This is a genomic window from Streptomyces sp. H27-H5 (assembly GCF_026627505.1).
Lineage (GTDB): Bacteria > Actinomycetota > Actinomycetes > Streptomycetales > Streptomycetaceae > Streptomyces.
The window spans coordinates 37,711-63,532 of the sequence record NZ_JAPNLK010000055.1 but is presented as its reverse complement, the minus strand read 5'-3'; the positions used below and the strand labels follow the sequence as shown (position 1 = coordinate 63,532).

The following is a 25,822-nucleotide window of genomic DNA, read 5'->3' as shown; positions in this document are numbered from 1 at the left end:
GCACCCCCGAGGACGCACTCGACACCGCCTGCCACCTCCACCTCACCGGTCTCGACACCTGACACGGGCAAGCGCACGCCAAGCCCGACGTCAACCCCCGAAGGATTTACGACGCAGACCACTTAGGGCGTGAGCGGGGGCTGCTGGACCGCGTCTGCCGTGTTCACGTGCGGGAGGGCGTACGGGTGGTGGCCCACCAGCCAGGTGATCAGGCGCTCGCGGACCACGCAGCGCACGGTCCAGATGTCGTCGGCGTCCTTCGCGGTGACCGTGGCCCGGACCTGGATCGTGTTCGGGGTGGAGTCGGTGACGACCAGGCCGCTCCCGCGCCCGTCCCACTCCGGGGTGTCCTTGAGGATCTCCGACAACTGCTCGCGCAGCAGCGGGATCGGCGCCGAGTGGTCCAGGTGCAGGAAGACCGTGCCGGTCATCTGGGCCCCGCCGCGCGACCAGTTCTCGTACGGCTTGCCGGTGAAGTACGAGACCGGCATCGTGATCCGGCGCTCGTCCCAGGTGCGGACCACCAGGAAGGTGAGGGTGATCTCCTCGACCGTGCCCCACTCCTTGTCCACGACCACGGTGTCCCCGATGCGGACGGTGTCGCCGAAGGCGATCTGGAGGCCGGCGAAGAGGTTGCCCAGCGCGGACTGCGCGGCGATGCCGGCCACGATGCCGAGGACGCCCGCGGACGCAAGCATCGAGGCGCCGACCGCGCGCATCGCGGGGAAGGTCAGCAGCATGGCGGCGATCGCCACGACGACGACCACGGCGGTCACGACCCGCTGGATCAGCGTGACCTGGGTGCGGACCCGGCGGACCCGGGCGGCGTCGCCGGCGCCGGCCGCGTAGCGCGTGTACGTCGAGTCGACGGCGGCGGTGGCGATCCGGATCAGCAGCCAGGCGGTCGAGGCGATCAGCACCAGGGTGAGGGCCCGGCCCACGCCCTCGCGGTGATCCGCGAGGATCTTGGTCTGGGGGTAGGAGGCGCGCAGCAGGGCCGTGCACAGGACGATCCGGAAGGGCGGACCGCACCGGCGCAGCAGCCCCCACAGGGGGGTCTCTCCGTGGCGGGCGTCGGCCCGGCGGAGCAGCAGGTCCAGCAGCCGGCCGGAGGCCAGCGTGAGGACCACGGCGCCGCCGATGACCACGACGGGGCGCAGCACGTTCTCCATGTCCATGCCCGTGAACCTAACCTGAAGGGGACCCGGGAAACTGGCACGATGGGGATATGAACATCATGCTCTTCCATTCGACGTACGGGCTGCGGCCCGCAGTGCACGCGGCGGCCGACCGGCTGCGCGCGGCGGGGCACGAGGTCCACGTGCCCGACCTGTTCCAGGGGCGCACGTTCGGGACCGTCGAGGAGGGCATGGCCCACCGGGACGAGATCGGCCGTGACGAACTGCTCAAGCGCGCGATCCTGGCCGCCGCCCCCTACTCGGACCGGGGTCTGGTCTACGCGGGCTTCTCCTTCGGCGCCTCCGTGGCGCAGCACCTGGCGCTGCACGACGAGAAGGCCCGCGGGCTGCTGCTCCTGCACGGTACGTCCGACCTGGAGGACGACGCCTCGGCGGACGACCTGCCGGTGCAGCTGCACGTGGCGGACCCGGACCCCTTCGAGCCGCACGACTGGCTGACCGCCTGGTACCTGGGGATGCGCCGGGCCGGGGCGGACGTGGAGGTCCACGGCTACCCGGGCGCCGGGCACCTGTTCACCGATCCCGATCTCGACGACTACGACGCGGAGGCCGCCGAGCAGACCTGGAAGGTCGCGCTGTCCTTCCTCGACGGGCTGTAGGGGCGGGTGCGCGCGAAGGGGCCCGGCCGGGCGGACACCCGGCCGGGCCCCTTCCCGTGTGTCAGGCCCGGTACGCCGTCCACATGCTCTTCATGCGCGACACCTGGCCGCTCGTGAACTGGTACATGCAGGAGTCGTACGTGTAGTCCATGAAGTTGTGGATCGGGTCCGCGCCGCTCGCACCGCAGGTGTCGCGGCCGGTCGGGCACTCGAACGCGGCGCTCGCCTCGGCCGGGGTGTCGGAGACCGAGTCGCCGCTGCCCGAGCAGCCGCCCTGGAAGGTGTGGTAGAGGCCGAGCCAGTGGCCGACCTCGTGGGTGGCGGTGTCGCCCTGGTTGTAGTTGGCGGAGGAGCCGCCGGGGATCGAGCTGTTGAGGATGACCACGCCGTCCATCTTGGGCTGGGAGGCGTAGGAGCTGGGGAAGGTGGCCCAGCCGAGGAGCCCGCCGCCGAGGTTGGCGGTGTAGAGGTTCAGGGCGTTCTTGCCGCCCTTGCGCAGGGCGTTCTTCATGTTCTTCTCGGCGGTGGTGCCGTCCGAGACGTTGTACCAGGTCGCGTTGTCGGTGTAGTCGGTCCCGGCCAGGGAGAACTGGAAGCCGGAGTTGACGTTGCCGCTGCCCTGGCCGGCGTAGGCCGAGTTGAGGACCGCGAGCTGGCTGTTGATCTGCGCGGCGGTCAGCTTTCCGGTCGCACCGGAGTGGATGACGTGCACGTAGACCGGGATGGTCGTGGCGGCGGCGGCCCGGGCGCGCATGCCGTCGAGCTGCTGCGGGGTCGACTGGCCGAGTCTTCTCTTGAGGTCGGCGTCCATGGCCTTGACCTGGGCGTCCGTCACCTCGTTCGGGTCGGCGGCCTGGTGGTCGCGCGGGCGCGCGACACGGGCGTTGGCGGCGGCGCCGCCGGCCTGTTCGAGGCAGGCCTGCGCCGGGGTCTTGGCTGCGGGTGCCGCGGCGACGGACGTGGGGGCCGTCAGCGGGGCGAACGCCAGGGTTCCGGCCAACAGGGCCGTACCCGTGATGCGGCGGCGGAGAAGGGGGGATATGCGGGCGAGAGCGCGCACGTGTACTCCTCGCGAAGCGTGGTGGGGGGTGAGGGACTTCCTCACGCCGGCGCGAGCTTACGTGGGCATGTCATAAGGATGGCAAGATCTCGGCGGTTAAAGATTTGTTGCGTGAGAGGCGAAAGGGGCGCCTGGTGTGAACCAAGCGCCCCCCAGAGCAGCAAAATTGATGGAATGTCAGGAAACCGGGCGGTCGGCCCGCTCGACCTTCTGCGTCCCGTTCAGGGTGCGGTACGAGCGGGCCCACGTGGAGCGCGCGTCCTGCCTGCGCTTGTCCGAGACCACGAAGTAGTCCATCTGTGAACGCTCGCCCGTCACGTCCAGGACGCCGTAGCCGTGAGCGTCCATGTCCAGCCACTTCACGTGCCAGTTGGCGGCCTTGATGGCGGTCTCGGCGACCAGTGAGGCGGTGTCCGCCGGCACGTGCAGGATGTCGTCGATGTTGTCGGAGGTCACCGACGTCACCACGAACTCGGTCGCCGCCGTGCCCGAGCCCGGATACGTCGCCATGTTCACCGGGACATCGTTCGCCCACGCCATGTGGATGTCACCGGTCAGGAAGACCGTGTTCTTGATGCCGCGGTCCTTCAGGTGACCCAGGAGCTCCTTGCGGTCGTCCGTGTAGCCGTCCCACTGGTCCGTGCTGATCGCCAGACCGCCCTCGGGCAGCCCCAGCAGCTTCGCGAGGGGCTTGAGCAGGTGCGCGGGCAGCGAACCGAACGCCACCGGCGAGATCATCACCGAGGTGCCGACCAGCTTCCAGGTGGCGTTCGAGTTCGCCAGCCCCGACTTCAGCCAGTCCAACTGCGCCCGCCCGGTGATCGTGCGCTCCGGGTCGTCCACCGCGCCGCTGCCCACCTTGACCTGCTGCGAGCGGAAGGTCCGCAGGTCCAGCAGGTGCAGGTCGACGAGGCTGCCGAAGCGCAGCCGCCGGTAGACGGTGCCGGCTATGGAGGCACGGACCGGCATCCACTCGAAGTACGCCTGCTTCGCGGCGCTCGCACGGGCCGCCCAGTCGCCCTCGGCGCCCGGCGTGTGGTTCTCCGCGCCGCCGGACCAGGCGTCGTTGGCGAACTCGTGGTCGTCCCAGATCGCGACGACGGGGTGCGCCGCGTGCAGCGCCTGGAGGTCCACGTCGGTCTTGTACGCGCCGTGCCGGGTCCGGTAGTCGGCCAACGAGACGATCTCGTGCCGCGGCTGGTGCGGGCGCACGACGTACTTGGCCTCGGGATAGGCCCCGGAGGCGTACTCGTACACGTAGTCGCCCAGGTGCAGGACCGCGTCCAGGTCGGTGCGGGCCGCCAGGTGCCGGTACGCGGAGAAGTACCCGGACTCCCAGTTCGCGCAGGAGACCACGCCGAAGCGGATCCCCGGCGTGGCCGCGTCGACGGGCGGGGCGGTCAGGGTCCGCCCGATCGCGGAGACGGTCTCCCCCGCGGTGAAGCGGTACCAGTACGGGGTGTGCGGGCGCAGGCCGCGCACGTCCACCTTGACCGTGTGGTCGGCGGCGGCGGTCGCCGTGACGGCGCCGCCCGCCACGACCCGGGTGAAGTTGCGGTCCTCGGCCACCTCCCAGCCCACGGCGGTGGCCGGGCCGAGACCGGAACCGGGGACGGCCTCGGGGGAAGGGGTGACGCGGGTCCACAGGAGGACCCCGTCGGGCAGCGGGTCGCCGGAGGCGATGCCGTGCAGGAAGGCGGGGGCGGTCTCCGCCGCGTGGGCGGGCGAGAGGCCCAGCGTGGCGATCGGTGCGAGCGCGGCCGCGGCCGCGGCGCCCAGAACCACCGTACGGCGGCGCGGGTTTGGCGCGGCGGGGGAAGGAGAGAGATGACTGGTCACGGGCGGTCATATTACTGACCGGTATACCGTCGGTACAGACATGGGAAAGCAACGGGCGGACGAACTCCAGGAGTTCGTCCGCCCGTTCACGTCCGCCCGTTGTCGGGGCGGGGAGGGTCAGCCCGCGAGGGCCTTCTCGATCGCCGCGGTGTACGCCTCCGCCGTCGAGGGGGTCTCGATCTTCTTGCCGTCCATCATCAGGGTCGGCGTGCCCTTCACCTCGGACTTGTTGAAGACCTTCGACATCTCCAGCGCCCACCGGTCATAGGTGCCGTCCTCGACGGCCTTCTTGAACTCGGCGTTGCCCTTGAGCGCCGGGACCGTGTCCGCGACCTTGATCAGGTAGTCGTCCTTGGCGAAGCTGTCGACGGTCTCCTCGGGGTGCAGCTCCTTGGAGTAGAGCGCCCCCTTGTACGCGAGGAAGGCGTCCGGGCTGACGTTCAGCGCCGCGCCGAGCGCGCTCAGCGCGTTCTTCGAACCCTCGCCCTGGGCGGCGTTGTCGATGAAGGTCGCACCGAAGTAGCGGAGCTTGAACTTGCCCGCGTCCACGTCCTTCTTGATCTGCTCGCCGCTGGTCTGCTCGAAGGCGGCGCACGCCGGGCAGCGCGAGTCCTCGTACAGGTCCAGGGTCTTCTTCGCCTCGGGCTTGCCGATGACGACCGTGGTGCCGTTGTCGCCCGAGGTGTTCTTGGGCTTGACCAGCTCCGCCGAGGCCGCCTTCTCCCAGTGGTCGGGCTGGTTGGCCTGCACGACCGCGTAGCCGACGCCGCCGGCCAGGGCCAACGTGGCCACCACCGCGCCGGCGACGATCAGCTGGCGGCGCGCCTTGTCCTTCTTGGCCTGCTTCTCGCGCTCGACGCGCAGTCGCTCGCGGGCCGCCGCCTTGTTCGCCTGGCTGTTGCGTGAACTCATCGTGATCTCCGTGGGGTGTGGAAGAGGAGGGAATGCCGTACGCGTGTCAGACGCTCGCGAGCGTCCCGCGCACGGGCGGTCCCCTCCGCCCCACGGAATGTGCCGGGAACCGGGTACGGGCCCCCGAGCCCGGCCGCGGCGGGCATGCCCGCCGGCGCGCCGGACCGGCGATCGCCGAGACCGAGGCCACCGCCAGCAGCAGCGGCCGGAAGGCGAAGGCGGCCACGGCCCGCAGCAGCCGGCCCAGTGCCCGCTCCCCGTACCGCAGCCACGCGGCGGCCAGCATCCCGACCGCGACGTGCCCGCCCAGCAGCAGCCAGGGCGTCCAGGCCCCCGCCGCGGCGGCCGGCGCGCCCGGATCGGTCACGGGGCCGGGCACACCGGCCAACTGCCCGCCGACCGGGGTGCCCCCGCACAGTTCGTCCAGGCCCAGCGCACGCAGCGGACCGGCGACCGGGCCGCCCGCGGGGCCGTAACAGAGGTGCTGCCCGGCGGTGAAGACGGTGTCGGCCGCCAGCTCCAGCGGCACCAGCAACCCGGCGATCGGGCCGAAGCCGCGCTCCCGGCCGGCCAGCGCGAACGCCAGGGCGAACACCCCCGCGAAGGAACCGGCCACCAGCGCGGGCGGCAACGGCACCCGGGACATGAGGACGTGCGAGCCCGCGGAGAGCAGCACGACGAACGCGCTGAACAGCGCGGCTCGCAGCCCCCGGAGTCCTGCCCCTGATATGTCCATCGCCGCGAGTCTTTCACGACTCCCTGTGAATCGGAGGCCCCGGGTTTCCCGGCGGCCCGCCCGCTACGACGTGATCCGGCCGTTGCGGAACAGATCGACGAAGATCTGGTGGTCGGCGCGCGCCCGGGCCCCGTAGGCGTGGGCGAAGTCGACCAGCAGCTCCGGGAAGCCGACCTCGTCGGCGGCGATCGCCGCGTCGATGGCCCGCTCCGTGGAGAAGGGCACCAGGGACTGGCCGCTCTCCGCCTCGTCCGCCGCCGCGTGCATCGTCGCCGTGGCCCGACCCAGGTCGGCGACCACCGCCGCGATCTCCTCGGGATCGTCCAGGTCCGACCAGTCCAGGTCCACCGCGTACGGGGAGACCTCCGCCACCAGCTGCCCGGAGCCGTTCAGCTCCGTCCAGCCCAGCCACGGGTCGGCGTGCGCCTGGAGGGCCCGCTGCGAGATCACCGTGCGGTGTCCCTCGTGCTGGAAGTAGTCCCGCACCGACCGCTCGGTGATGTGCCGGGAGACCGCCGGGGTCTGCGCCTGCTTGAGGTAGATCACGACGTCGTTCTCCAGGGCGTCGCTGTGCCCCTCCAGCAGGATGTTGTACGAGGGCAGGCCGGCCGAGCCGATCCCTACGCCCCGCCGCCCCACCACGTCCTTGACCCGGTAGGAGTCCGGGCGCACCAGGGACTCCTCCGGCAGGGTCTCCAGGTACCCGTCGAAGGCGGCCAGCACCTTGTACCGGGTGGCGGCGTCCAGCTCGATGGTGCCGGGGCCCGCCGTGAAGCGGCGCTCGTAGTCCCGGATCTCCGTCATCGAGTCGAGGAGCGAGAAGCGGGTCCGCGCGCGGGCGGCGCGCAGGGCGGCCAGCAGCGGGCCGTCGGCGGTGTCCAGGGTGAAGGAGGGGACCTCCTCGTGCTTGGCGCCGGTGGCCAGGGCGTGGATCCGCTCCCGGTAGGCGGCCGCGTAGATCCGCACGAGCCCGCCGATCTGCTCGTCGCTGAGCGCCTTGGTGTAGCCGATCAGGGCGATGGAGGCGGCGAAGCGCTTCAGGTCCCAGGTGAAGGGGCCGACGTAGGCCTCGTCGAAGTCGTTGACGTTGAAGACGAGGCGGCCGTTGGAATCCATGTACGTGCCGAAGTTCTCGGCGTGCAGATCGCCGTGGATCCACACCCGGCCGGTCCGCTCGTCCAGGTACGGGCCGCCGTGCCGGTCGCGCTCCAGGTCGGCGTAGAAGAGGCAGGCCGTCCCCCGGTAGAAGGCGAACGCGGACGCCGCCATCTTGCGGAACTTCACCTGGAAGGCAGCGGGGTCGGCGGCGAGGAGCTCACCGAAGGCGGTGTCGAACACATCGAGTATCTGCTCGGCGCGCTGCTCGTTCGTCGTCTCGGGAACCGCCATGGCGGGTGCCTCCTGGTGGCGCTGGATCGATCGCGTGCGGAAGGTGTGGAATCGGACACCGTCCCTGGGTCTGCAACGGATGACCGTACCCGTCGGTGCCCGTTTTCTGTCACTCGGGAGACGTAGACTTCGAGGCTGCCCCCCTCACTCCCGCCCGGAGGACTCCACCGTGACCAAGGCGCCGTTCACGCACCTGCACGTCCACACCCAGTATTCGCTGCTGGACGGTGCCGCGCGGCTGAAGGACATGTTCAACGCGTGCAACGAGATGGGCATGTCGCACATCGCCATGTCCGATCACGGCAACCTGCACGGCGCCTATGACTTCTTCCACACCGCGAAGAAGGCCGGGGTCACCCCGATCATCGGCATCGAGGCGTACGTCGCGCCGGAGTCCCGCCGCAACAAGCGCAGGATCCAGTGGGGGCAACCGCACCAGAAGCGCGACGACGTGTCCGGTTCGGGTGGATACACGCACAAGACGATCTGGGCGGCGAACGCGACCGGCCTGAACAACCTCTTCCGGCTGTCCTCCGACGCGTACGCCGAGGGCTGGCTCACGAAGTGGCCCCGTATGGACAAGGAGACCATCTCCAAGTGGTCCGAGGGGCTGATCGCCTCCACCGGCTGCCCCTCCGGCGAGCTCCAGACCCGACTGCGCCTCGGCCAGTTCGACGAGGCCCTCAAGGCCGCCTCCGAATACCAGGACATCTTCGGCAAGGAGCGGTACTTCCTGGAGCTGATGGACCACGGCATCGAGATCGAGCGCCGGGTCCGCGACGGACTCCTGGAGATCGGCAAGAAGCTCGGCATCCCGCCGCTGGTCACGAACGACTCGCACTACACCTACGCCGCCGAGGCCACCGCCCACGACGCGCTGCTGTGCATCCAGACCGGCAAGAACCTCTCCGACCCGGACCGCTTCCGCTTCGACGGCACCGGTTACTACCTGAAGTCCACGGAGGAGATGTACGCCATCGACTCCTCGGACGCCTGGCAGGAAGGCTGCGCCAACACCCGGCTGGTCGCGGAGCAGGTCGACACCGAGGGCATGTTCCAGTTCCGGAACCTGATGCCGAAGTTCGACATCCCGGACGGCTACACCGAGGTCACCTGGTTCCGCGAGGAGACCATGCGCGGCATGGACCGCCGCTACCCCGGGGGCATTCCGGACGACCGGATGAAGCAGGCCGAGTACGAGATGGACACGATCATCTCGATGGGCTTCCCCGGCTACTTCCTCGTGGTCGCCGACTTCATCATGTGGGCCAAGAACCAGGGCATCGCGGTCGGCCCGGGACGAGGCTCCGCGGCCGGCTCGATCGTCGCGTACGCCATGGGCATCACCGACCTCGACCCGCTCACCCACGGTCTGATCTTCGAGCGCTTCCTGAACCCCGAGCGCGTCTCCATGCCCGATGTCGACATCGACTTCGACGAGCGCAGGCGCGTCGAGGTGATCCGGTACGTGACCGAGAAGTACGGCGCCGACAAGGTCGCCATGATCGGCACCTACGGCACCATCAAGGCCAAGAACGCGATCAAGGACTCCGCCCGCGTCCTCGGCTACCCGTACGCCATGGGCGACCGGCTCACCAAGGCCATGCCCGCCGACGTCCTCGGCAAGGGCATCCCGCTCTCCGGCATCCTCGACCCCAAGCACCCGCGCTACGGCGAGGCCGGCGAGATCCGCGGGATGTACGAGAACGAGCCCGACGTGAAGAAGGTCATCGACACCGCCATGGGCGTCGAGGGCCTGGTCCGGCAGATGGGCGTGCACGCCGCCGGCGTGATCATGTCCAGCGAGACGATCACCGACCACGTGCCCGTCTGGGTACGGCACACCGACGGCGTCACCATCACCCAGTGGGACTATCCGAGCTGCGAGTCGCTCGGCCTGCTGAAGATGGACTTCCTCGGCCTGCGCAACCTCACGATCATGGACGACGCCGTCAAGATGGTGAAGGCCAACAAGGGGATCGACATCGATCTCCTCGGTCTCCCGCTCGACGACCCCAAGACCTTCGAACTGCTCGGCCGCGGTGACACCCTCGGCGTCTTCCAGTTCGACGGCGGCCCCATGCGCTCCCTGCTGCGCCTGATGAAGCCCGACAACTTCGAGGACATCTCCGCCGTCTCGGCCCTGTACCGGCCGGGCCCGATGGGCATGAACTCGCACACGAACTACGCCCTGCGCAAGAACAAGCAGCAGGAGATCACCCCGATCCACCCGGAGCTGGAAGGGCCCCTCGAAGAGGTCCTCGCGGTCACCTACGGCCTGATCGTGTACCAGGAGCAGGTGCAGAAGGCCGCGCAGATCATCGCCGGCTACTCGCTCGGCGAGGCCGACATCCTGCGCCGCGTGATGGGCAAGAAGAAGCCCGAGGAGCTGGCGAAGAACTTCGTCATCTTCGAGGAGGGGGCCAAGAAGAAGGGCTTCAGCGACCAGGCGATCAAGGCGCTGTGGGACGTGCTGGTGCCCTTCGCCGGCTACGCCTTCAACAAGGCGCACTCGGCCGCGTACGGGCTGGTTTCCTACTGGACCGCCTACCTCAAGGCGAACTTCCCCGCCGAGTACATGGCGGGCCTGCTCACGTCGGTCAAGGACGACAAGGACAAGTCCGCGATCTACCTGAACGAGTGCCGGCGCATGGGCATCAAGGTGCTCCCGCCGAACGTGAACGAGTCCGAGCCGAACTTCGCCGCCCAGGGCGACGACGTGATCCTCTTCGGCCTCACCGCCGTCCGCAACGTCGGCAACAACGTGGTCGACTCGATCATCAAGACGAGGAAGGCCAAGGGGAAGTACTCGACCTTCCCCGACTTCCTGGACAAGGTCGAGGCCGTCGTCTGCAACAAGCGGACGGTCGAGTCGCTGATCAAGGCCGGCGCCTTCGACGAGATGGGCCACACACGCAAGGGCCTGGTCGCCCACCACGAACCGATGATCGACAACGTGGTCGCGGTGAAGCGCAAGGAGGCCGAGGGACAGTTCGACCTCTTCGGCGGGATGGGTGACGAGGGCGCGAGCGACGAGCCGGGCTTCGGCCTCGACGTCGAGTTCTCCGACGTGGAGTGGGAGAAGTCGTACCTGCTCGCCCAGGAGCGCGAGATGCTCGGCCTCTACGTCTCCGACCACCCGCTCTTCGGCCTGGAACACGTCCTCTCCGACAAGACGGACGCGGGCATCTCCCAGCTCACCGGCGGCGAGCACTCCGACGGCGCGGTCGTCACCATCGGCGGCATCATCTCGGGCCTCCAGCGCAAGATGACCAAGCAGGGCAACGCCTGGGCCATCGCCACCGTCGAGGACCTGGCCGGCTCCATCGAGTGCATGTTCTTCCCGGCCACCTACCAGCTCGTCTCCACCCAGCTGGTCGAGGACACGGTCGTCTTCGTCAAGGGCCGCCTGGACAAGCGCGAGGACGTCCCGCGGCTGGTGGCGATGGAGATGATGGTTCCCGACCTCTCCTCGGCCGGCACCAACGCGCCCGTCGTCCTCACCATCCCGACCGTCAAGGTGACCCCGCCGATGGTGACCCGTCTGGGCGAGATCCTGCGCCACCACCACGGCAACACCGAGGTGCGGATCAAGCTCCAGGGGCCGCGCACCACCACCGTGCTCCGCCTCGACAAGCACCGGGTCAAGCCCGACCCGGCGCTGTTCGGCGACCTGAAGGTGCTGCTCGGCCCGGCCTGCCTGGCCGGCTAGCCGCCGCCGGCGGCGCCACGCCGCGCACGAGCGGCGCCACGCCGCGCACGAGACGAGGAAGGGCGCGCCCGGGGAACCGGGCGCGCCCTTCGTCCTGTCCGACCGATCAGCCGCGGGTGGTGCCGGCCGTCGGTCGGGTCGGTGCTGTCGGCCGGGTCAGTTGTGGCCGAACTTCTTTTCCTTGCGCTTGCCGGCCATGTGCATCGGACTCGGCGCCGACGGCGAGGGCTCGGGCGTGGATTCCATCGAGCTCTTGCCCGGATCCTGCGCCGACGAGCGTTCCTGGGACTTGGCGGGCTGCTGGCGGTTCTTGTTCTTGGCCATGGGAAGCCTCCGTGGGGGGTGTAGGGGCCAGGGCCGCCTTCACACTCACACAGCACCATAAACCGCGCATTTTGGATCATTACTGCGCGTAGCCGGTGCCCCGTCCGCCGGTAGTCGGGAGATACGCCACGCCGATGATCGAGTTCCGGCCGTCAACGTCCTTGCGGTCGGGCAGACTCGGGGAAAACTTATCGAGGACCCCCAGGGAAGAGGGTGGAACGCGTGGACCGCTGCGTCGTCCTGGTGGACGCCGGCTATCTGCTGGGCGCCGCCGCGAGCCTTCTCGCAGGGGAGCCCTCCCGCTCCCGCATCACCGTCGACCACGCCGCCCTCATCCAGGGCCTGCGCGAACGGGCGGAGGCGGACACCGAACAGCCCCTGCTGCGGATCTACTGGTTCGACGGCGCGCCCGACCGGGTGCCCCAGCCCGAACACCGCAGGCTGCGCGTGATGCCCCGCGTCACCGTCCGGCTCGGCGCGCTGACCCGCAGCGACGGCCGCTGGGCCCAGAAGGGCGTGGACGCGGCCATGCACGCCGAGCTGACCGAGCTGGCCCGCAACCGCGCCTGTTCCGACGTGGTCCTGGTGACCGGGGACGGCGACCTGCTGCCCGGTCTGATGTCCGCCAAGGAACACGGGGTCGCCGTCCACCTGTGGGCCGTCCAGGCCGCCGACGGGGACTACAACCAGTCCGAGGACCTCGTCGCCGAGGCCGACGAACGCCGGGTCCTGGACCGCGCCTGGATCACCCGGGCCGTCCGCGCCAAGGACCTCGCCGGCCTGTGCTCCCCGGCCCCCGCGCCGCGCCCGGAGATCGCCGCGATCCTTTCCGCGCCGCTGCCCGAGGCGGCCCTGGCCGAGGCCGCCCGCAACGGCGCCTCCACCACCGCGGCGGACGCCGCCGAGCGCGGCGCGCCCGTACCGCCGCCCGTCACCGAAGGCGCCCGGCCCGTCCCCACGCCCAAGGACCTCGCCGCCCTGCGCGCCCCCGGGGCCGCCGCACCCACCCACAACGGCCAGTCGGCCGCCCCCGCCGGGAGCGCCCTGCGCTGGTCCTCCGACAAGGGCTGGGTCGACCGGGCCGGACCGCTCGGGGAACCCGCCGAGACCGCCTCGCTGCCCACCCTCGCCCAACTCACCTCCGCCGAACAGCGCTGGGCCGACCGCGAGGAGGACATCACCACCGTCGGCGGCGATCCCTTCGAGGTCGGCCAGGTCTTCGCGCGCCGCTGGATGGAACGGCTCCCCGAGAGCGTCCACCTCCAGAAACTGGCCACCATGTACCCCCGGATCCCGCACCGCATCGACGGTGAGCTGCTGCGCTACGCCGCCCGCTTCGGACTCCTCGCGCACAAGGACGACCAGATCGACGAGCACGACCGGTACGCCATCCGGGCCGGCTTCTGGCGGGAGATCGACGTCCGGGCGGCCGCCGAACACGTGGCCGGTCCGCCCGCCGCGGTGCCCGCGCCGCCGGGGACGCCGACGCCCCCGGCGGCCGAGTGAGGGCGGAGCCGCGTAGGCTGCTCCCTCGTGAGTACGGGCACAGCATCAGCGAGACAGGGCACGGCAGCAGCCGCGGAAGCGGCCTCCGACGTGGTTTGCGCGGTGCGTGACCTGGTCAAGACGTACCCCGCCGTACGCGGCCGGCGCGGCGCGCCCGCCCTGCCCGAGACCCGCGCCACCGACGGGATCTCCCTGGACGTGGGACGCGGCGAGATCTTCGGCCTCCTCGGGCCCAACGGCGCCGGCAAGTCCACGCTCGTCCGCCAGTTGACCGGCCTCATGAAGCCCGACGCGGGCTCCGTCACCCTGCTCGGCCACGACCTCGTGCGCCACCCCGAGCGCGCCTCGCGACTGCTCGCCTACCTCGGGCAGGAATCCACCGCCCTGGACGAGCTCACGGTGTCCCTGGCCGCCGAGACCACGGGCCGGCTGCGCGGGCTCCACGCGCGGGCCGCACGGGCCGCACGCGACGAGGTCCTGGAGGAACTCGGCCTGACCGGGATCGCCGGCCGGGCCCTGAAGAAGCTCTCCGGCGGACAACGCCGGCTGGCCTGCTTCGCCGCCGCCCTCGTCGGCGAACGGGCCCTCCTGGTCCTCGACGAACCCACCACCGGCATGGACCCGGTCGCCCGACGGGCCGTCTGGGCCGCCGTGGACCGGCGCCGCGCCCAACACGGCGCCACCGTCCTGCTCGTCACCCACAACGTCATAGAGGCCGAGACCGTGCTGGACCGGGTCGCCGTCATCGACCAGGGCAAGGTCATCGCCTGCGACACCCCGGCCGGGCTCAAGGCCAAGGTCTCCGGCGAGGTCAGGCTGGAACTGGTGTGGCGGACCACCGCGCCGCTGGAGGTGCCGGAGGTCGCGGCGCTGGCCCCGCGGGCCGCCGAATCGGGAAGGCGGTGGGTGCTCAGGCTGGGCCCCGACGAGGCGCGCGCCGCGGTCGCCGCCATGACCGGCAGCCCCGCCTTCGCCGCGCTCGACGACTTCACTCTGGCCACGCCGAGCCTGGAGGACGTCTACCTGGCCCTGGGCGGGCGCGTATCGAAGGGGCTGGTCAAGTCGTGAGTGCCGCTGCTGTCGGAGTGCTGGCTCCCCGAGCCCGCTTCTTCCCGGCGCTGGCCGCCGTGTACCGGGCGCAGTTGTCCCGGGCGCGCGTGGCGCGGATCCCGCTGCTGTTCGTGGCGACCTTCCAGTCCGTCGGGATCATGATCCTGATGCGGGGCGTGGTCGACGGGGGCTCCGAGGCCCGCGCCGTCGTCGCCGGCTCGTCCGTCCTGGTCGTCGCCTTCGTCGCGTTGAACCTGCTCGCCCAGTACTTCGGCCAGCTCCGGGCCAGCGGCGGGCTCGACCACTACGCGACCCTGCCGGTGCCGCCCGCGTCCGTCGTGCTCGGCGCGGCCGCCGCGTACGCCTCCTTCACCCTGCCGGGAACCCTGGTCACGGCCCTCTTCGGCTGCCTCCTGTTCGGGCTGCCGATGGGGGGGCTGTGGATCCTGGCCGCCGTGGTGCCGCTCGCCGGTGCCGCGCTCGCCGGACTCGGCGCCGCGCTGGGCCTGCTCGCCCCCCGGCAGGAACTGGCCACGCTGGCCGGACAGCTCGGCATGTCGGCCGCGCTGCTGCTGGGCGTCCTGCCGCCCGAGCGGATGCCCGAGGTCGTCGTCTGGGCGCGGGACCTGCTGCCGTCCACGTACGGCGTCGAGGCCTTCGCCCGCACCTTCGAGCCGCACCCCGACTGGGCGGCGGTCCTCCTCGACCTCGGGGTGTGCGCGGTGGTCGGCACGCTGTCCCTCGCCGTCGCCACCTGGGCGTACCGCCGTGCGGCGGTCCGCTGAGGCCGGTGCCCGCCGCACCTGGCACGATGTGGGGGTGACCGAAGCCGTGACCCCGCCGCCGTCCCCGTTCGACCCGCCGGCGCTCCCGCCCGAGAAGCCGCGCGACGCCGCCGGGGGGATCACCCCCGCCGACGTCCGAGACGGGGCCGGCGTCGCCCTCGTGGTGGCGGTGGCGGGCGTCCTGCTCGGGGTGTTGTGGGTCTGGCTCGCGCCCAGGGTCCAGTACGTGTCCAACGGGGAGGCCGTCTTCCTGCGGGACACCGAGAGCGAGTCCCGGATCGGGTCCGACGCCACCTTCCTGCTGCTCGCCGCCGGATTCGGGCTGCTGAGCGGGGTGGGGACCTTCCTGTGGCGGCGCCGGGGCGGCGTGCCGCTCGTCGTCGGTCTCGCGGTGGGGTCCTGCTTCGCCGCGCTGGTGGGGTGGCGGCTGGGCCTGTGGCTCGGCCCCACGTCCGACCTGGCGGCGGCCGCGCTGAAGGCGGGCAAGGGCGTCCCCTTCGACGCGCCGCTCCAGCTGCTGGCCCACGGGGTGCTGCTGGCGTGGCCGATGGTCGCGGTGGCCGCCCACCTGGGCCTGACGGCCGCGTTCACGCCGAAGGACCCCGAGCCGGACTTCGAGTGGTACGGCGCGCCCTACCCGCCCGCGCACGCCCACGCCAACGACCCGTCGCCCGAGCCGCCCCGCCCCTGACCACACCGGCGCCCGACCCCGAAGGGTCGGGCCGAACGGGCTACGGGCGGGAGATGGGGGCCAGCACGGCCCCCAGGAGCTCCGTCAACGTCGCCGGCGGGAGTTCGACCTCCAGGCCGCGACGGCCCGCCGAGACACAGATCGTCGGGTGGGCGGTCGCCGAGGCGTCGAGCACCGTCCGCAGCCGCTTGCGCTGACCCAGCGGCGAGATGCCGCCCAGGACGTAGCCCGTGGTGCGCTCCGCCAGGGCCGGCTCGGCCATCGAGGCCCGCTTGGCGCCCACGGCCACCGCCAGGGCCTTCAGGTCCAGCGATCCCGACACCGGGACCACCGCCACCGTGAGCACTCCGTCCACGTCCGTGACGAGCGTCTTGAACACCTGCGTGGGGGATACCCCCATCGCCTCCGCGGCCTCCTGGCCGTACGAGGGGTGCGCGGGGTCGTGCTCGTAGGAGTGCACAGTGAACTCCGCCGCCGCCGCGGTGAGGGCCGCTATCGCCGGGGTCGCCGCCCCGGACTTCTTCTTCGCCATCAGTTCGGGCTCGTCGGCGCGCGCGTCAGGTCCACCGCGGGCAGCGACGGCAGATGGCGGATCACGGCCGTCTCGGCGCGCAGCAGTTTCAGTTCCTCCGCGAGCCGGGTCGCGGTGTCCGGCGCCTGGAGCAGCCGCTGCTTCGCGGGGATGTCGAGCACCGCCGCCGCGGCGACCAGGTAGGAGACCACCGACGGCTCGTCCGGCAGCTCGGCGCCCGTCAGCGACCGCTCACGGGCCCCCGCCAGCCGCTTCTGGTAGTTCCGGAACGCCCGCAACACGCCCTCGGCGAGCGCCCCCGCCCCCTCGCCCGAGTCCTCGGGGAGTTCCTCCAGCTCCGCGACCAGGAACGGCCCCGACGCGTCGACCGACAGCAGGCGGACCCGGGAGGTCCCGGTGGCCAGCACCTCGAAACTGCCGTCCTCCCGCTCCCGGATCGTCGCGGCGTCCGCGACGCAACCCACCCGGTGGAACGCCTGGATCGGGTCCGCGCCGAAACCGGCCGTCGGACCCCGCTCGGGCAACGCCGTCGGATCGGGCAGGCCGGGCGCGGTCGGCGCGACCTCCCGGCCGTCGCGGATCGCGACGACCGCGAAGCGCCGCGGCTCGTCCTCGCCCGTCTTCAGCAGCTCGCGCATCATGGCGCGATAGCGCTCCTCGAAGATGTTCAGCGGCAACACGAGGCCGGGGAACAGCACCGAGTTCAGCGGGAAGAGTGGCAGGCGAACGGTGGTCACGAGGCACAGGGTAGTGGTCGCGGGGCCGCGGCGGTCACCCCCGCCGCAGCAGCCGTGACGCGCCCGCCGCAACCGTCGTGGCCAGGATCCACCCCAGCACGACCAGGGCCGCCGCTCCCCACTGCCAACCACCCCGCAGATCCCACTGCCCCTCCTGCCCGAAATCGACGACCGGGAGCAGCAGATCGAGCGCGTACAGGGCGGCGTTCCAGTGCGGATGCTCGTCCGTCTTGATCGCCGGCGGGTCGAGCCGGGAGAACAGCAGCGAGCCCGCCGCCCACAGCACCGCCATCCACAGGGCCGCCCGGCCCGGCCGGTAGCCGTACACCACCGTCCAGTCCTGGAGGTACCCCCAGGCCTTCGCCGCAGGCGGCAGCGTGGCCCGGCGCCGGCGCTGCTTGGCCAGCAGCACCATCCGGGCGTCCGCGTCCTCGCCGCTCGCCCGCAGGACCGCCGCGAGCCGCTCGTACGGCTCCGGCGAGTAGTCGGGCGTGGCGGCCTCCACCCAGGCCAGCCGGCGGGCCAGCGGGAAGTGACCCCGGGGCGCGAGCAGCTCGTACGAGCACCCCTCCATCGACAGCCGGCCAGGTCCCGGCCAGCTGGTCGACATGTCGACCAGCTTGACCACCTTGGCCCCGGACAGCACCACCCTGCCCCGCTCCGGCTGCTCGCCGACGAACCGCAGCTCGGGCGTCTGGATCCGCCGCAGGGACAGCTCCTGCTCCGCCGACAGCAGGAACCGGGCCCCGTAGAAGTCGATCGCGTCGCCGAACCGCCCGTCGTCCAGCCGCATCCCGCCCTCGCACTCGAAGGCCTGCGCCCGCCGGCCGCCGAGCGGGGTCTCGCCCAGCCCGTACGGAGGCGTGTGGGTCCCCGAATCGCCGGGGGAGTGGTCCAGGGCCACCGAGGTCAGGTACAGGGTCCGCTCCACGGTGAGCTGCGGGGCGTTCAACGCGCGCCGCCCCGACGGGTTGCGCAGCCGGGCCCCGCGCAGGCTCATCGACACGCCGACCTTGGCGCCGCGCAGACTGACCTCCCCGTACGCCTCCAGCATCTCGCCCTGGAAGTCCTGCGCCACCGCCATCCCGTCGGCGGCGATCGCCCGACCCTTGTTGTCGCGCTGCACCACCGCCTGGCTGATCAGCAGGTCGGTGCCGATCTGCGCGTCCGTCAGCCGTATGCCCCGCGCCACGCGGCAGCGCGGCAGGTGCAGATCACCCTCGGTGTGCAGCCGGGCCGCCTCCAGCCGCGGTATCGCGCAGTTGACCAGGCGCAACGTGCCGAACCGGGCCTCGGACAGCTGGATCTCGCTGTCGAAGCGGCAGGACTGGAACTCCACGTACGGCTCGACGGTGCCCCCGGACAGGTCCAGCCGCCCGCTGATCCGCACCCCGCGCAGCTTCAACGAGGCGACCCGGCCCGGCACCGGCGGCGGGCCGTGGAGCAGCAGCAGGGCGACCGTCCGGGCCCGGACGGTGCGCTCCGGACCCCACACCCGGTCGGAATGCGGGTCGTCCCGGCCGGCGGCGCGCGCACTGAGGTCGCAGACACCGCCCGTCCGGTACGCCTGCCACATCCGCAGCTCGGCGGCGGTCGCGTCGGCGGGCTCCCCGCCCGCGCGCGCCTCGGTCATCGCGGTCCCCCTCCGCTCGTCCTTCACACCCAGGGGAACGCTAAGGGGCGGCGGTGACGTCCGGGGCGTGTATCAGCCAGTGATACGGGCGAACGGCGCCGGGAGACGGTCTGAGAGAATTGGCAGGTGATCTCTCGTATCGACCTGCGCGGCAACACCCTCCCCGAGGGTGGCGCCCTGCGCGATCTGCTGCCCCGTGCCGAGTTCGACGTGGAAGCCGCCCTGGACAAGGTGCGGCCCATCTGCGAGGACGTCCATCATCGTGGCACGGCGGCGCTGATCGAGTACGCGCGGAAGTTCGACGGGGTCGAGCTCTCGCAGGTCCGGGTGCCCGAGCAGGCCGTCAAGGCCGCCCTGGAGCAGTTGGACCCGGCCGTGCGCGCCGCCCTGGAGGAGTCCATCCGGCGCGCCCGGATCGTGCACCGCAACCAGCGCCGCGGCGAGCACACCACCCAGGTGGTCCCCGGCGGAACCGTGACCGAGAAGTGGGTTCCGGTCGAGCGGGTGGGCCTGTACGCGCCCGGCGGCCGCTCGGTGTACCCGTCCTCCGTCGTGATGAACGTGGTGCCGGCCCAGGAGGCGGGCGTGGAGTCCATCGCGCTCGCGTCCCCGCCGCAGAAGCCCGCTTTCCCGGGAGACCCTGCCGGCGGTCTGCCGCACCCCACGATCCTCGCCGCCTGCGCGCTGCTCGGCGTGGACGAGGTGTACGCGGTCGGCGGCGCCCAGGCCGTCGCGATGTTCGCGTACGGCACGGACGAGTGCGCCCCGGCGAACATGGTGACCGGCCCCGGCAACATCTGGGTCGCCGCCGCCAAGCGCTATTTCACCGGGAAGATCGGCATCGACACCGAGGCCGGCCCCACCGAGATCGCCGTCCTCGCGGACTCCACGGCCGACCCGGTGCACGTCGCCGCCGACCTGATCAGCCAGGCCGAGCACGACCCGCTGGCCGCCGCCGTCCTCGTCACCGACTCCGTCGAGCTCGCGGACGCCGTGGAGCGGGAGCTGGAGCCGCAGGTCGCCGCGACCAAGCACGTCGAGGACCGGATCAAGCCCGCGCTCGCCGGCCGGCAGTCCGCGATCGTGCTGGTGGACAGCCTGGAGGACGGCCTCAAGGTGGTCGACGCGTACGGCGCCGAGCACCTGGAGGTGCAGACCGTCGACGCCGCCGCCTGGGCCGCCCGGGTCCGCAACGCCGGCGCGATCTTCGTCGGCCCCTGGGCCCCGGTCTCCCTCGGCGACTACTGCGCGGGCTCGAACCACGTGCTGCCCACCGGCGGCTGCGCCTGCCACTCCTCCGGCCTGTCCGTGCAGTCCTTCCTGCGCGGCATCCACATCGTCGACTACACGCGGGACGCCCTGGCCGAGGTCACCCACCACGTGGTGACGCTGGCGGAGGCCGAGGACCTGCCCGCGCACGGCGCGGCCCTCAAGGCGCGCTTCGGATGGAAGGTCCCCCAGGCATGACCGGCATCGACGACCTCCCCATCCGGGACGAGCTGCGCGGCAAGTCCCCCTACGGCGCCCCGCAGCTCGACGTGCCCGTCCAGCTGAACACCAACGAGAACCCGTACGAGCTCCCCGAGGAGCTGGTGCGGCGCATCGCCGAGCGCGTGGCCGAGGCCGCCCGCACCCTCAACCGCTACCCCGACCGGGACGCGATCGAGCTGCGGACCGAGCTGGCCGCCTACCTCACCCGTACCGGCAAGCACCCGGTCGCGCGCGAGAACGTCTGGGCCGCCAACGGATCCAACGAGGTCCTCCAGCAGCTCCTCCAGACCTTCGGCGGCCCCGGCCGCACCGCGATGGGTTTCGAGCCCTCGTACTCGATGCACGCGCTGATCGCCCGCGGCACCGGCACCGGCTGGATCTCCGGCCCGCGCCGGGACGACTTCACCATCGACGCGGAGGCGGCCGAGCGGGCCATCGCCGAGCACGCGCCGGACGTCGTCTTCATCACCTCGCCCAACAACCCCACGGGCACCGCCGTCGGGGCGGAGACCGTCCTCGCGCTCTACGAGGCCGCGCAGGCGGCGCGCGCCGATCGAGGTGCGGCCTCCCTCGTCGTCGTGGACGAGGCGTACGTGGAGTTCAGCCACCACGACTCGCTCCTGCCGCTGATCGAGGGCCGCCCGTGCCTGGTGGTCTCCCGGACCATGTCCAAGGCCTTCGGCGCCGCCGGGCTGCGCCTGGGCTACCTGGCCGCGCACCCCGCCGTGGTCGACGCCGTGCAGCTCGTACGCCTGCCGTACCACCTGTCGGCCGTCACCCAGGCGACCGCGCTGGCTGCGCTGGAGCACACCGACACCCTCCTCGGCTACGTGGAGCAGCTCAAGGCCGAGCGCGACCGCCTCGTCGAGGAGCTGCGGGCCATCGGCTTCGAGGTCACCGAGTCCGACGCGAACTTCATCCAGTTCGGGAAGTTCGACGACTCCCACACCGCTTGGGAAAAGATCCTCGACCAGGGCGTCCTGGTCCGGGACAACGGCGTGCCGGGATGGCTGCGGGTCACCGCGGGCACCCCGGCCGAGAACGACGCGTTCCTGGAAGCGGTTCGCGCACTGAAGAAGGAGCAGCACGCATGAGCCGCATCGGACGGGTCGAACGGACCACGAAGGAGACCTCGGTCGTCGTCGAGATAAACCTCGACGGCACCGGCAAGGTCGACGTCTCGACGGGCGTGGGCTTCTACGACCACATGCTCGACCAGCTCGGCCGCCACGGCCTCTTCGACCTCACCGTGAAGACCGAGGGCGACCTGCACATCGACAGCCACCACACCATCGAGGACAGCGCCCTCGCGCTCGGCGCCGCCTTCAAGCAGGCCCTCGGCGACAAGGTGGGCATCTACCGCTTCGGCAACTGCACCGTCCCGTTGGACGAGTCGCTCGCCCAGGTGACCGTCGACCTGTCCGGCCGCCCCTACCTCGTGCACACCGAGCCCGAGAATATGGCGCCGATGATCGGCAGCTACGACACGACGATGACCCGACACATCTTCGAGTCCTTCGTCGCGCAGGCCCAGATCGCCCTGCACATCCACGTCCCGTACGGGCGCAACGCCCACCACATCGTGGAGTGCCAGTTCAAGGCGCTGGCCCGCGCCCTGCGCTACGCCGCCGAGTTCGACCCGCGCGCCGCCGGGATCCTGCCCTCCACGAAGGGCGCCCTCTAACCGTGACCGGCCTCAACACCATCCTGATCGTCGTCGGCCTCTTCCTCGCCGGCGGCGTCTACTCCTTCCACAAGCAGAAGATGCCCCTGTCGCTGGTCGTCCTGCTCGCCATCGGCTCCGCGATGTGTCTCGCCGCCGGAGTCCTGCGGATCCAAGGAATCTGGGAATGAGCGCAACCCGCCCGACCAAGAAGGTCGTCGTCTTCGACTACGGCTTCGGCAACGTCCGCTCCGCCGAACGCGCCCTCGCACGCGTCGGCGCCGACGTCGAGATCACCCGCGACTACGACAAGGCCATGGACGCCGACGGACTCCTCGTCCCCGGTGTCGGCGCCTTCGCCGCCTGCATGCGGGGCCTCAAGGACGCCCGCGGCGACTGGATCATCGGCCGCCGGCTCTCCGGCGGCCGCCCCGTCATGGGCATCTGCGTGGGCATGCAGATCCTCTTCGAGCGCGGCATCGAACACGGCGTGGAGACCGAGGGCCTCGACGAGTGGCCCGGTACGGTCGGACCGCTCAAGGCCCCCGTCGTCCCGCACATGGGGTGGAACACCGTCGACGCGCCGGCCGACAGCCAGGCCTTCGCCGGCCTGGACGCGGACGCCCGCTTCTACTTCGTCCACTCGTACGCGGCGCGCGACTGGAGCCTGGAAGTCACCAACCCGCTGATCCGCGCCCCCAAGGTCACCTGGGCCATGCACGGCGAGCCCTTCGTCGCGGCGGTGGAGAACGGGGCCCTGTGGGCCACCCAGTTCCACCCCGAGAAGTCCGGCGACGCCGGGGCCCGGCTCCTCACCAACTGGATCGAGACCCTCTGATGACCGTGTCCTCAGCGAAGCTGGAACTCCTCCCCGCGGTCGACGTCCGCGACGGCCAGGCCGTCCGCCTCGTCCACGGGGTGTCCGGCAGCGAGACCTCCTACGGCTCCCCGCTGGAGGCGGCCCTCGCCTGGCAGGCCTCCGGCGCCGAATGGCTCCACCTGGTCGACCTCGACGCCGCCTTCGGCACGGGCGACAACCGCGCCCTGGTCGCCGAGATCACCGGCGCCATGGACATCAAGGTCGAACTGTCCGGCGGCATCCGCGACGACGCCTCGCTCGCCGCGGCCCTCGCCACCGGCTGCACCCGCGTCAACCTGGGCACCGCCGCCCTGGAGACCCCCGAGTGGGCCGCCAGGGCCATCGCCGAGCACGGCGACAGGATCGCGGTCGGCCTCGACGTGCGCGGCACCACCCTCAAAGGCCGCGGCTGGACCAGCGAGGGCGGCGACCTCTACGAGACCCTCGCCCGCCTGGACGCCGAGGGCTGCGCCCGCTACGTCGTCACCGACATCGGCAAGGACGGCACGCTGACCGGCCCCAACCTGGAGCTGCTGAAGAACGTCTGCGCCGCCACCGACCGGCCCGTCGTGGCGTCCGGCGGCATCTCCTCGCTGGACGACCTGCGGGCCCTGTCCGCGCTCGTCCCGCAGGGCGTCGAGGGCGCCATCGTCGGAAAGGCCCTGTACGCCAAGGCCTTCACCCTGGAAGAAGCCCTGAAGGTGGTCTCCGCATGAGCTCTCCCGACCAGGTACGACGCATCTCCTCCGGTGGCGCCTACGAGGACGTCATCGGCTACTCCCGCGCCGTACAGCTCCCCAACGGCCTGGTCCTCGTCTCCGGCTGCACCGCCGCCGACGGGGGCGGCCCGTACGACCAGGCCATCACGGCCTTCGGCGTCGCCTTCAAGGCCCTGGAGCAGGCCGGGCTCGGCCCCGAGCACGTGGTGCGCACCCGCATGTACCTCACGCACGCCCGCGACGTGGAGGACGTCGGCCGCGCCCACAAGGAGCTGTTCGACGCGGTGCGGCCCGCCGCATCCATGATCATCGTCTCCGGTTTCGTCGACCCCTCCATGGTCGTCGAAGTGGAGGTCGAAGCCTTCGGTCCCTCAGGAGCCACCGCATGACCCTCGCCGTACGGGTGATCCCCTGCCTGGACGTGGACAACGGCCGCGTGGTCAAGGGAGTCAACTTCCAGAACCTGCGCGACGCCGGCGACCCGGTGGAGATGGCCAAGCTGTACGACGCCGAGGGCGCCGACGAGCTGACGTTCCTCGACATCACCGCCTCCTCCGGCAACCGCGAGACCACCTACGACGTGGTGCGCCGCACCGCCGAACAGGTCTTCATCCCGCTGACCGTCGGCGGCGGCGTACGCACCGCCGACGACGTCGACAAGCTGCTGCGCGCGGGCGCCGACAAGGTGGGCGTCAACACGGCCGCCATCGCCCGCCCCGAGCTGATCCGGGAGATCGCCGAGCGGTTCGGACGACAGGTCCTCGTGCTGTCCGTGGACGCCCGCCGCACCGCCTCCGGCTCCTTCGAGGTCACCACCCACGGCGGCCGGCAGAGTGCCGGCATCGACGCCGTCGAATGGGCCCACCGGGCGGCCGAACTCGGCGCCGGGGAAATCCTGTTGAACTCGATGGACGCGGACGGTACGAAGGACGGCTACGACACGGAGATGATCGCGGCCGTGCGCAGGCACGTCACGGTGCCGGTGATCGCCTCCGGCGGCGCCGGCAGGCTGGAGCACTTCCCGCCGGCCATCGAGGCCGGCGCGGACGCGGTACTCGCCGCGTCGGTGTTCCACTTCGGCGACCTGCGCATCGGCCAGGTCAAGGACGCGCTGCGGGGGGCCGGCCACCCGGTGCGCTGACGCCCCGGGGGGCTGCGTTGAACCGGAACACATGGCGCTGGCTGGCCGCCTACGCCGCCTCACTGATCGGCGACGCGATCTACTTCCTCGCCCTCGGCTGGACCGCCGCGCACGTGGCCGGCCCGGCCGAGGTCGGGCTGGTCATGGCGGCCGGCGCCGTCCCCAGGGCCCTGCTCATGCTGGGCGGCGGGGTGGTCGCCGACCGTTTCGGGCCCCGGCTCGTGGTCGTCTCCTCCGATGCCGTGCGCTGCGCGGTCATCCTCGCGCTCGCCCTGATCGTCGCGCTCGCCTCACCGGGGCTGTGGGTCCTGGTGACGGTGGCCCTCGTCTTCGGGGCCGTGGACGCGCTGTTCATGCCGGCGGTCGGCGCGCTGCCGCCCCGCATCGCCGGCCCCGGGCAACTGGTGCGGGTCCAGGGGCTGCGCAGCCTCGCCGAACGCGTCGGGCACACCGCGGGGCCGCCGGTGGCGGGCCTCGCGATCGGCCTGGGCGGGGTGGGGGCCGCCTTCGGCGTGGCCGCCGCGCTGTTCGGGCTCTCCCTGGTGCTGCTGCTGGCCGTACGGATCGCCCCAGCGGTGCGGGACTCCGAGGACCCCGGGGCGGGGCAGACCCCCTGGCGGCAGTTGCTGTCCGGGCTCGCCTACATCCGGCGGCACCCGGTGATCGGCCCGCTGACGGTGTCCGGCGCCCTGAGCCAGCTCGGCACCTCCGCCCCGCTCACCCTGGGACTGATCCTGCTGGCCGAGGAACGGGGCTGGGGCGCCGGCGGGGTCGGCTGGATCATCGGTGCCTTCGGGGCCGGCGCGGCGTCCAGCGCCCTGGTCCTGACCCTGGTGCCCCGGTTCCCCCGCGCGGGGGCGGTGCAGAACCTCACCCTGATCGTCGGCTCGGCCGGCATCGGCAGCGTCGCCCTGGCCCCCGGCCTGCCCACCGCGGTCGTCGTCTCGCTGGTGACCGGCCTGGTCTGCGGCATCTGCGGAGGCCTGGCCGTCGCCCTGATCCAGACCTCCACCGACCCCGCGTACCTGGGCCGGGTCAGCTCGGTCATGGCCTTCACGGCGGTGGGCCTGGCCCCGCTGTCCTACCCCGTCTTCGGCCTGGCGGTGGACCTGTGGGGCATCACCCCGGTGTTCCTGGCCGGCGGCCTGCTGAGCATGGCGGGAGCGGTGGTCGGGACCTCGGCCCGGGAGGTCCGCCGGGCGGAACTCGCCTTCGCCTGACCACAGCCCGGGCTCTGTGCCGACC

25 protein-coding genes are annotated in these 25,822 nt (G+C 71.7%); 15 read left to right on the top strand and 10 right to left on the bottom strand.

Annotation, left to right across the window (positions count from 1 at the left end):
- Positions 1 to 122: 122 nt before the first annotated feature.
- Positions 123 to 1,172 (bottom strand): mechanosensitive ion channel family protein, encoded by a 1,050-nt coding sequence (locus OTB19_RS25940; protein ID WP_267800887.1) that lies wholly within the window; start codon positions 1,170 to 1,172, stop codon positions 123 to 125.
- A gap of 56 nt (positions 1,173 to 1,228) precedes the next feature.
- On the opposite strand from OTB19_RS25940, the gene OTB19_RS25935 reads away from it, so the two are divergent.
- Positions 1,229 to 1,798 (top strand): dienelactone hydrolase family protein, encoded by a 570-nt coding sequence (locus OTB19_RS25935; RefSeq protein ID WP_267800881.1) that lies wholly within the window; start codon positions 1,229 to 1,231, stop codon positions 1,796 to 1,798.
- Between the two features lie 61 nt (positions 1,799 to 1,859).
- Here the strand turns inward: OTB19_RS25935 and OTB19_RS25930 are convergent, their stop codons facing one another.
- The 5 genes from OTB19_RS25930 to OTB19_RS25910 all read right to left on the bottom strand — a co-directional run bounded on the left by OTB19_RS25930 (position 1,860) and on the right by OTB19_RS25910 (position 7,734).
- A complete protein-coding gene (locus tag OTB19_RS25930) occupies positions 1,860 to 2,858 on the bottom strand; it encodes a zinc metalloprotease (RefSeq protein ID WP_267800879.1) in 999 nt (332 codons plus the stop codon).
- A 177-nt stretch (positions 2,859 to 3,035) separates the two neighbouring features.
- On the bottom strand, positions 3,036 to 4,697 hold the full coding sequence (locus OTB19_RS25925; protein WP_267800878.1) for an alkaline phosphatase D family protein: 1,662 nt from the start codon (positions 4,695 to 4,697) through the stop codon (positions 3,036 to 3,038).
- 117 nt (positions 4,698 to 4,814) lie between these two features.
- A complete protein-coding gene (locus OTB19_RS25920; protein WP_267800876.1) occupies positions 4,815 to 5,609 on the bottom strand; it encodes a DsbA family protein in 795 nt (264 codons plus the stop codon).
- A 46-nt stretch (positions 5,610 to 5,655) separates the two neighbouring features.
- Positions 5,656 to 6,345 (bottom strand): hypothetical protein, encoded by a 690-nt coding sequence (locus OTB19_RS25915; RefSeq protein ID WP_267800874.1) that lies wholly within the window; start codon positions 6,343 to 6,345, stop codon positions 5,656 to 5,658.
- 63 nt (positions 6,346 to 6,408) lie between these two features.
- Positions 6,409 to 7,734, bottom strand: a complete 1,326-nt coding sequence (locus OTB19_RS25910; RefSeq protein ID WP_267800873.1) for a DUF2252 domain-containing protein — start codon at positions 7,732 to 7,734, stop codon at positions 6,409 to 6,411.
- 169 nt (positions 7,735 to 7,903) lie between these two features.
- Between OTB19_RS25910 and dnaE the strand changes: the two genes are divergently transcribed.
- Positions 7,904 to 11,446, top strand: a complete 3,543-nt coding sequence (dnaE, locus tag OTB19_RS25905; protein ID WP_267800872.1) for a DNA polymerase III subunit alpha — start codon at positions 7,904 to 7,906, stop codon at positions 11,444 to 11,446.
- A 156-nt stretch (positions 11,447 to 11,602) separates the two neighbouring features.
- On the opposite strand, the gene OTB19_RS25900 is transcribed toward dnaE, so the two are convergent.
- A complete protein-coding gene (locus OTB19_RS25900; RefSeq protein WP_267800870.1) occupies positions 11,603 to 11,770 on the bottom strand; it encodes a hypothetical protein in 168 nt (55 codons plus the stop codon).
- 222 nt (positions 11,771 to 11,992) lie between these two features.
- Here OTB19_RS25900 and OTB19_RS25895 point away from each other — a divergent pair, with 222 nt between their 5' ends.
- The 4 genes from OTB19_RS25895 to OTB19_RS25880 are packed head-to-tail and all read left to right on the top strand — an operon-like array spanning position 11,993 to position 15,802.
- Positions 11,993 to 13,276: an NYN domain-containing protein gene (locus OTB19_RS25895; protein ID WP_420716908.1), complete on the top strand. Its 1,284-nt coding sequence runs from the start codon at positions 11,993 to 11,995 to the stop codon at positions 13,274 to 13,276.
- A gap of 27 nt (positions 13,277 to 13,303) precedes the next feature.
- Positions 13,304 to 14,344: an ABC transporter ATP-binding protein gene (locus tag OTB19_RS25890; RefSeq protein WP_420716907.1), complete on the top strand. Its 1,041-nt coding sequence runs from the start codon at positions 13,304 to 13,306 to the stop codon at positions 14,342 to 14,344.
- Complete coding sequence (locus OTB19_RS25885; protein ID WP_267828273.1) at positions 14,320 to 15,111, top strand: ABC transporter permease; 792 nt, start codon at positions 14,320 to 14,322, stop codon at positions 15,109 to 15,111. The genes OTB19_RS25890 and OTB19_RS25885 overlap by 25 nt, the downstream gene beginning before the upstream one ends.
- 34 nt (positions 15,112 to 15,145) lie before the next feature.
- The gene (locus OTB19_RS25880) at positions 15,146 to 15,802 is read left to right on the top strand and encodes a hypothetical protein (RefSeq protein ID WP_267800862.1); all 657 of its coding nucleotides are present in this window, start codon (positions 15,146 to 15,148) and stop codon (positions 15,800 to 15,802) included.
- Between the two features lie 40 nt (positions 15,803 to 15,842).
- On the opposite strand, the gene ybaK is transcribed toward OTB19_RS25880, so the two are convergent.
- The 3 genes from ybaK to OTB19_RS25865 are packed head-to-tail and all read right to left on the bottom strand — an operon-like array spanning position 15,843 to position 18,704.
- Complete coding sequence (gene ybaK / locus OTB19_RS25875) at positions 15,843 to 16,334, bottom strand: Cys-tRNA(Pro) deacylase (RefSeq protein ID WP_267800860.1); 492 nt, start codon at positions 16,332 to 16,334, stop codon at positions 15,843 to 15,845.
- Positions 16,334 to 17,071, bottom strand: coding sequence for an LON peptidase substrate-binding domain-containing protein (locus OTB19_RS25870; RefSeq protein WP_267800858.1), 738 nt, complete (start codon positions 17,069 to 17,071; stop codon positions 16,334 to 16,336). Before OTB19_RS25870 ends, ybaK begins: the two co-directional genes overlap by 1 nt.
- Positions 17,072 to 17,105: 34 nt before the next feature.
- Complete coding sequence (locus tag OTB19_RS25865) at positions 17,106 to 18,704, bottom strand: oxidoreductase (RefSeq protein WP_267800856.1); 1,599 nt, start codon at positions 18,702 to 18,704, stop codon at positions 17,106 to 17,108.
- Between the two features lie 126 nt (positions 18,705 to 18,830).
- On the opposite strand from OTB19_RS25865, the gene hisD reads away from it, so the two are divergent.
- The 9 genes from hisD to OTB19_RS25820 are packed head-to-tail and all read left to right on the top strand — an operon-like array spanning position 18,831 to position 25,797.
- Entirely contained in the window at positions 18,831 to 20,171 is a 1,341-nt protein-coding gene (gene hisD, locus OTB19_RS25860) for a histidinol dehydrogenase (RefSeq protein WP_267800855.1), read from the top strand.
- Positions 20,168 to 21,289, top strand: a complete 1,122-nt coding sequence (locus OTB19_RS25855; protein WP_267800853.1) for a histidinol-phosphate transaminase — start codon at positions 20,168 to 20,170, stop codon at positions 21,287 to 21,289. Before hisD ends, OTB19_RS25855 begins: the two co-directional genes overlap by 4 nt.
- On the top strand, positions 21,286 to 21,879 hold the full coding sequence (hisB, locus tag OTB19_RS25850) for an imidazoleglycerol-phosphate dehydratase HisB (RefSeq protein ID WP_267800852.1): 594 nt from the start codon (positions 21,286 to 21,288) through the stop codon (positions 21,877 to 21,879). Before OTB19_RS25855 ends, hisB begins: the two co-directional genes overlap by 4 nt.
- A gap of 2 nt (positions 21,880 to 21,881) precedes the next feature.
- A complete protein-coding gene (locus tag OTB19_RS25845) occupies positions 21,882 to 22,049 on the top strand; it encodes a hypothetical protein (RefSeq protein WP_267800850.1) in 168 nt (55 codons plus the stop codon).
- Entirely contained in the window at positions 22,046 to 22,696 is a 651-nt protein-coding gene (gene hisH / locus OTB19_RS25840; RefSeq protein WP_267800849.1) for an imidazole glycerol phosphate synthase subunit HisH, read from the top strand. The genes OTB19_RS25845 and hisH overlap by 4 nt, the downstream gene beginning before the upstream one ends.
- Positions 22,696 to 23,433 (top strand): bifunctional 1-(5-phosphoribosyl)-5-((5-phosphoribosylamino)methylideneamino)imidazole-4-carboxamide isomerase/phosphoribosylanthranilate isomerase PriA, encoded by a 738-nt coding sequence (gene priA / locus OTB19_RS25835; protein WP_267800847.1) that lies wholly within the window; start codon positions 22,696 to 22,698, stop codon positions 23,431 to 23,433. Before hisH ends, priA begins: the two co-directional genes overlap by 1 nt.
- Positions 23,430 to 23,825: a RidA family protein gene (locus OTB19_RS25830; protein WP_267800845.1), complete on the top strand. Its 396-nt coding sequence runs from the start codon at positions 23,430 to 23,432 to the stop codon at positions 23,823 to 23,825. The genes priA and OTB19_RS25830 overlap by 4 nt, the downstream gene beginning before the upstream one ends.
- Positions 23,822 to 24,577 carry an imidazole glycerol phosphate synthase subunit HisF gene (hisF, locus tag OTB19_RS25825; protein ID WP_267800844.1) on the top strand — a complete coding sequence of 252 codons (756 nt, stop codon included), beginning with the start codon at positions 23,822 to 23,824 and terminating at the stop codon, positions 24,575 to 24,577. The genes OTB19_RS25830 and hisF overlap by 4 nt, the downstream gene beginning before the upstream one ends.
- Positions 24,578 to 24,594: 17 nt before the next feature.
- Positions 24,595 to 25,797, top strand: coding sequence for an MFS transporter (locus OTB19_RS25820; protein WP_267800842.1), 1,203 nt, complete (start codon positions 24,595 to 24,597; stop codon positions 25,795 to 25,797).
- Positions 25,798 to 25,822: the final 25 nt, after the last annotated feature.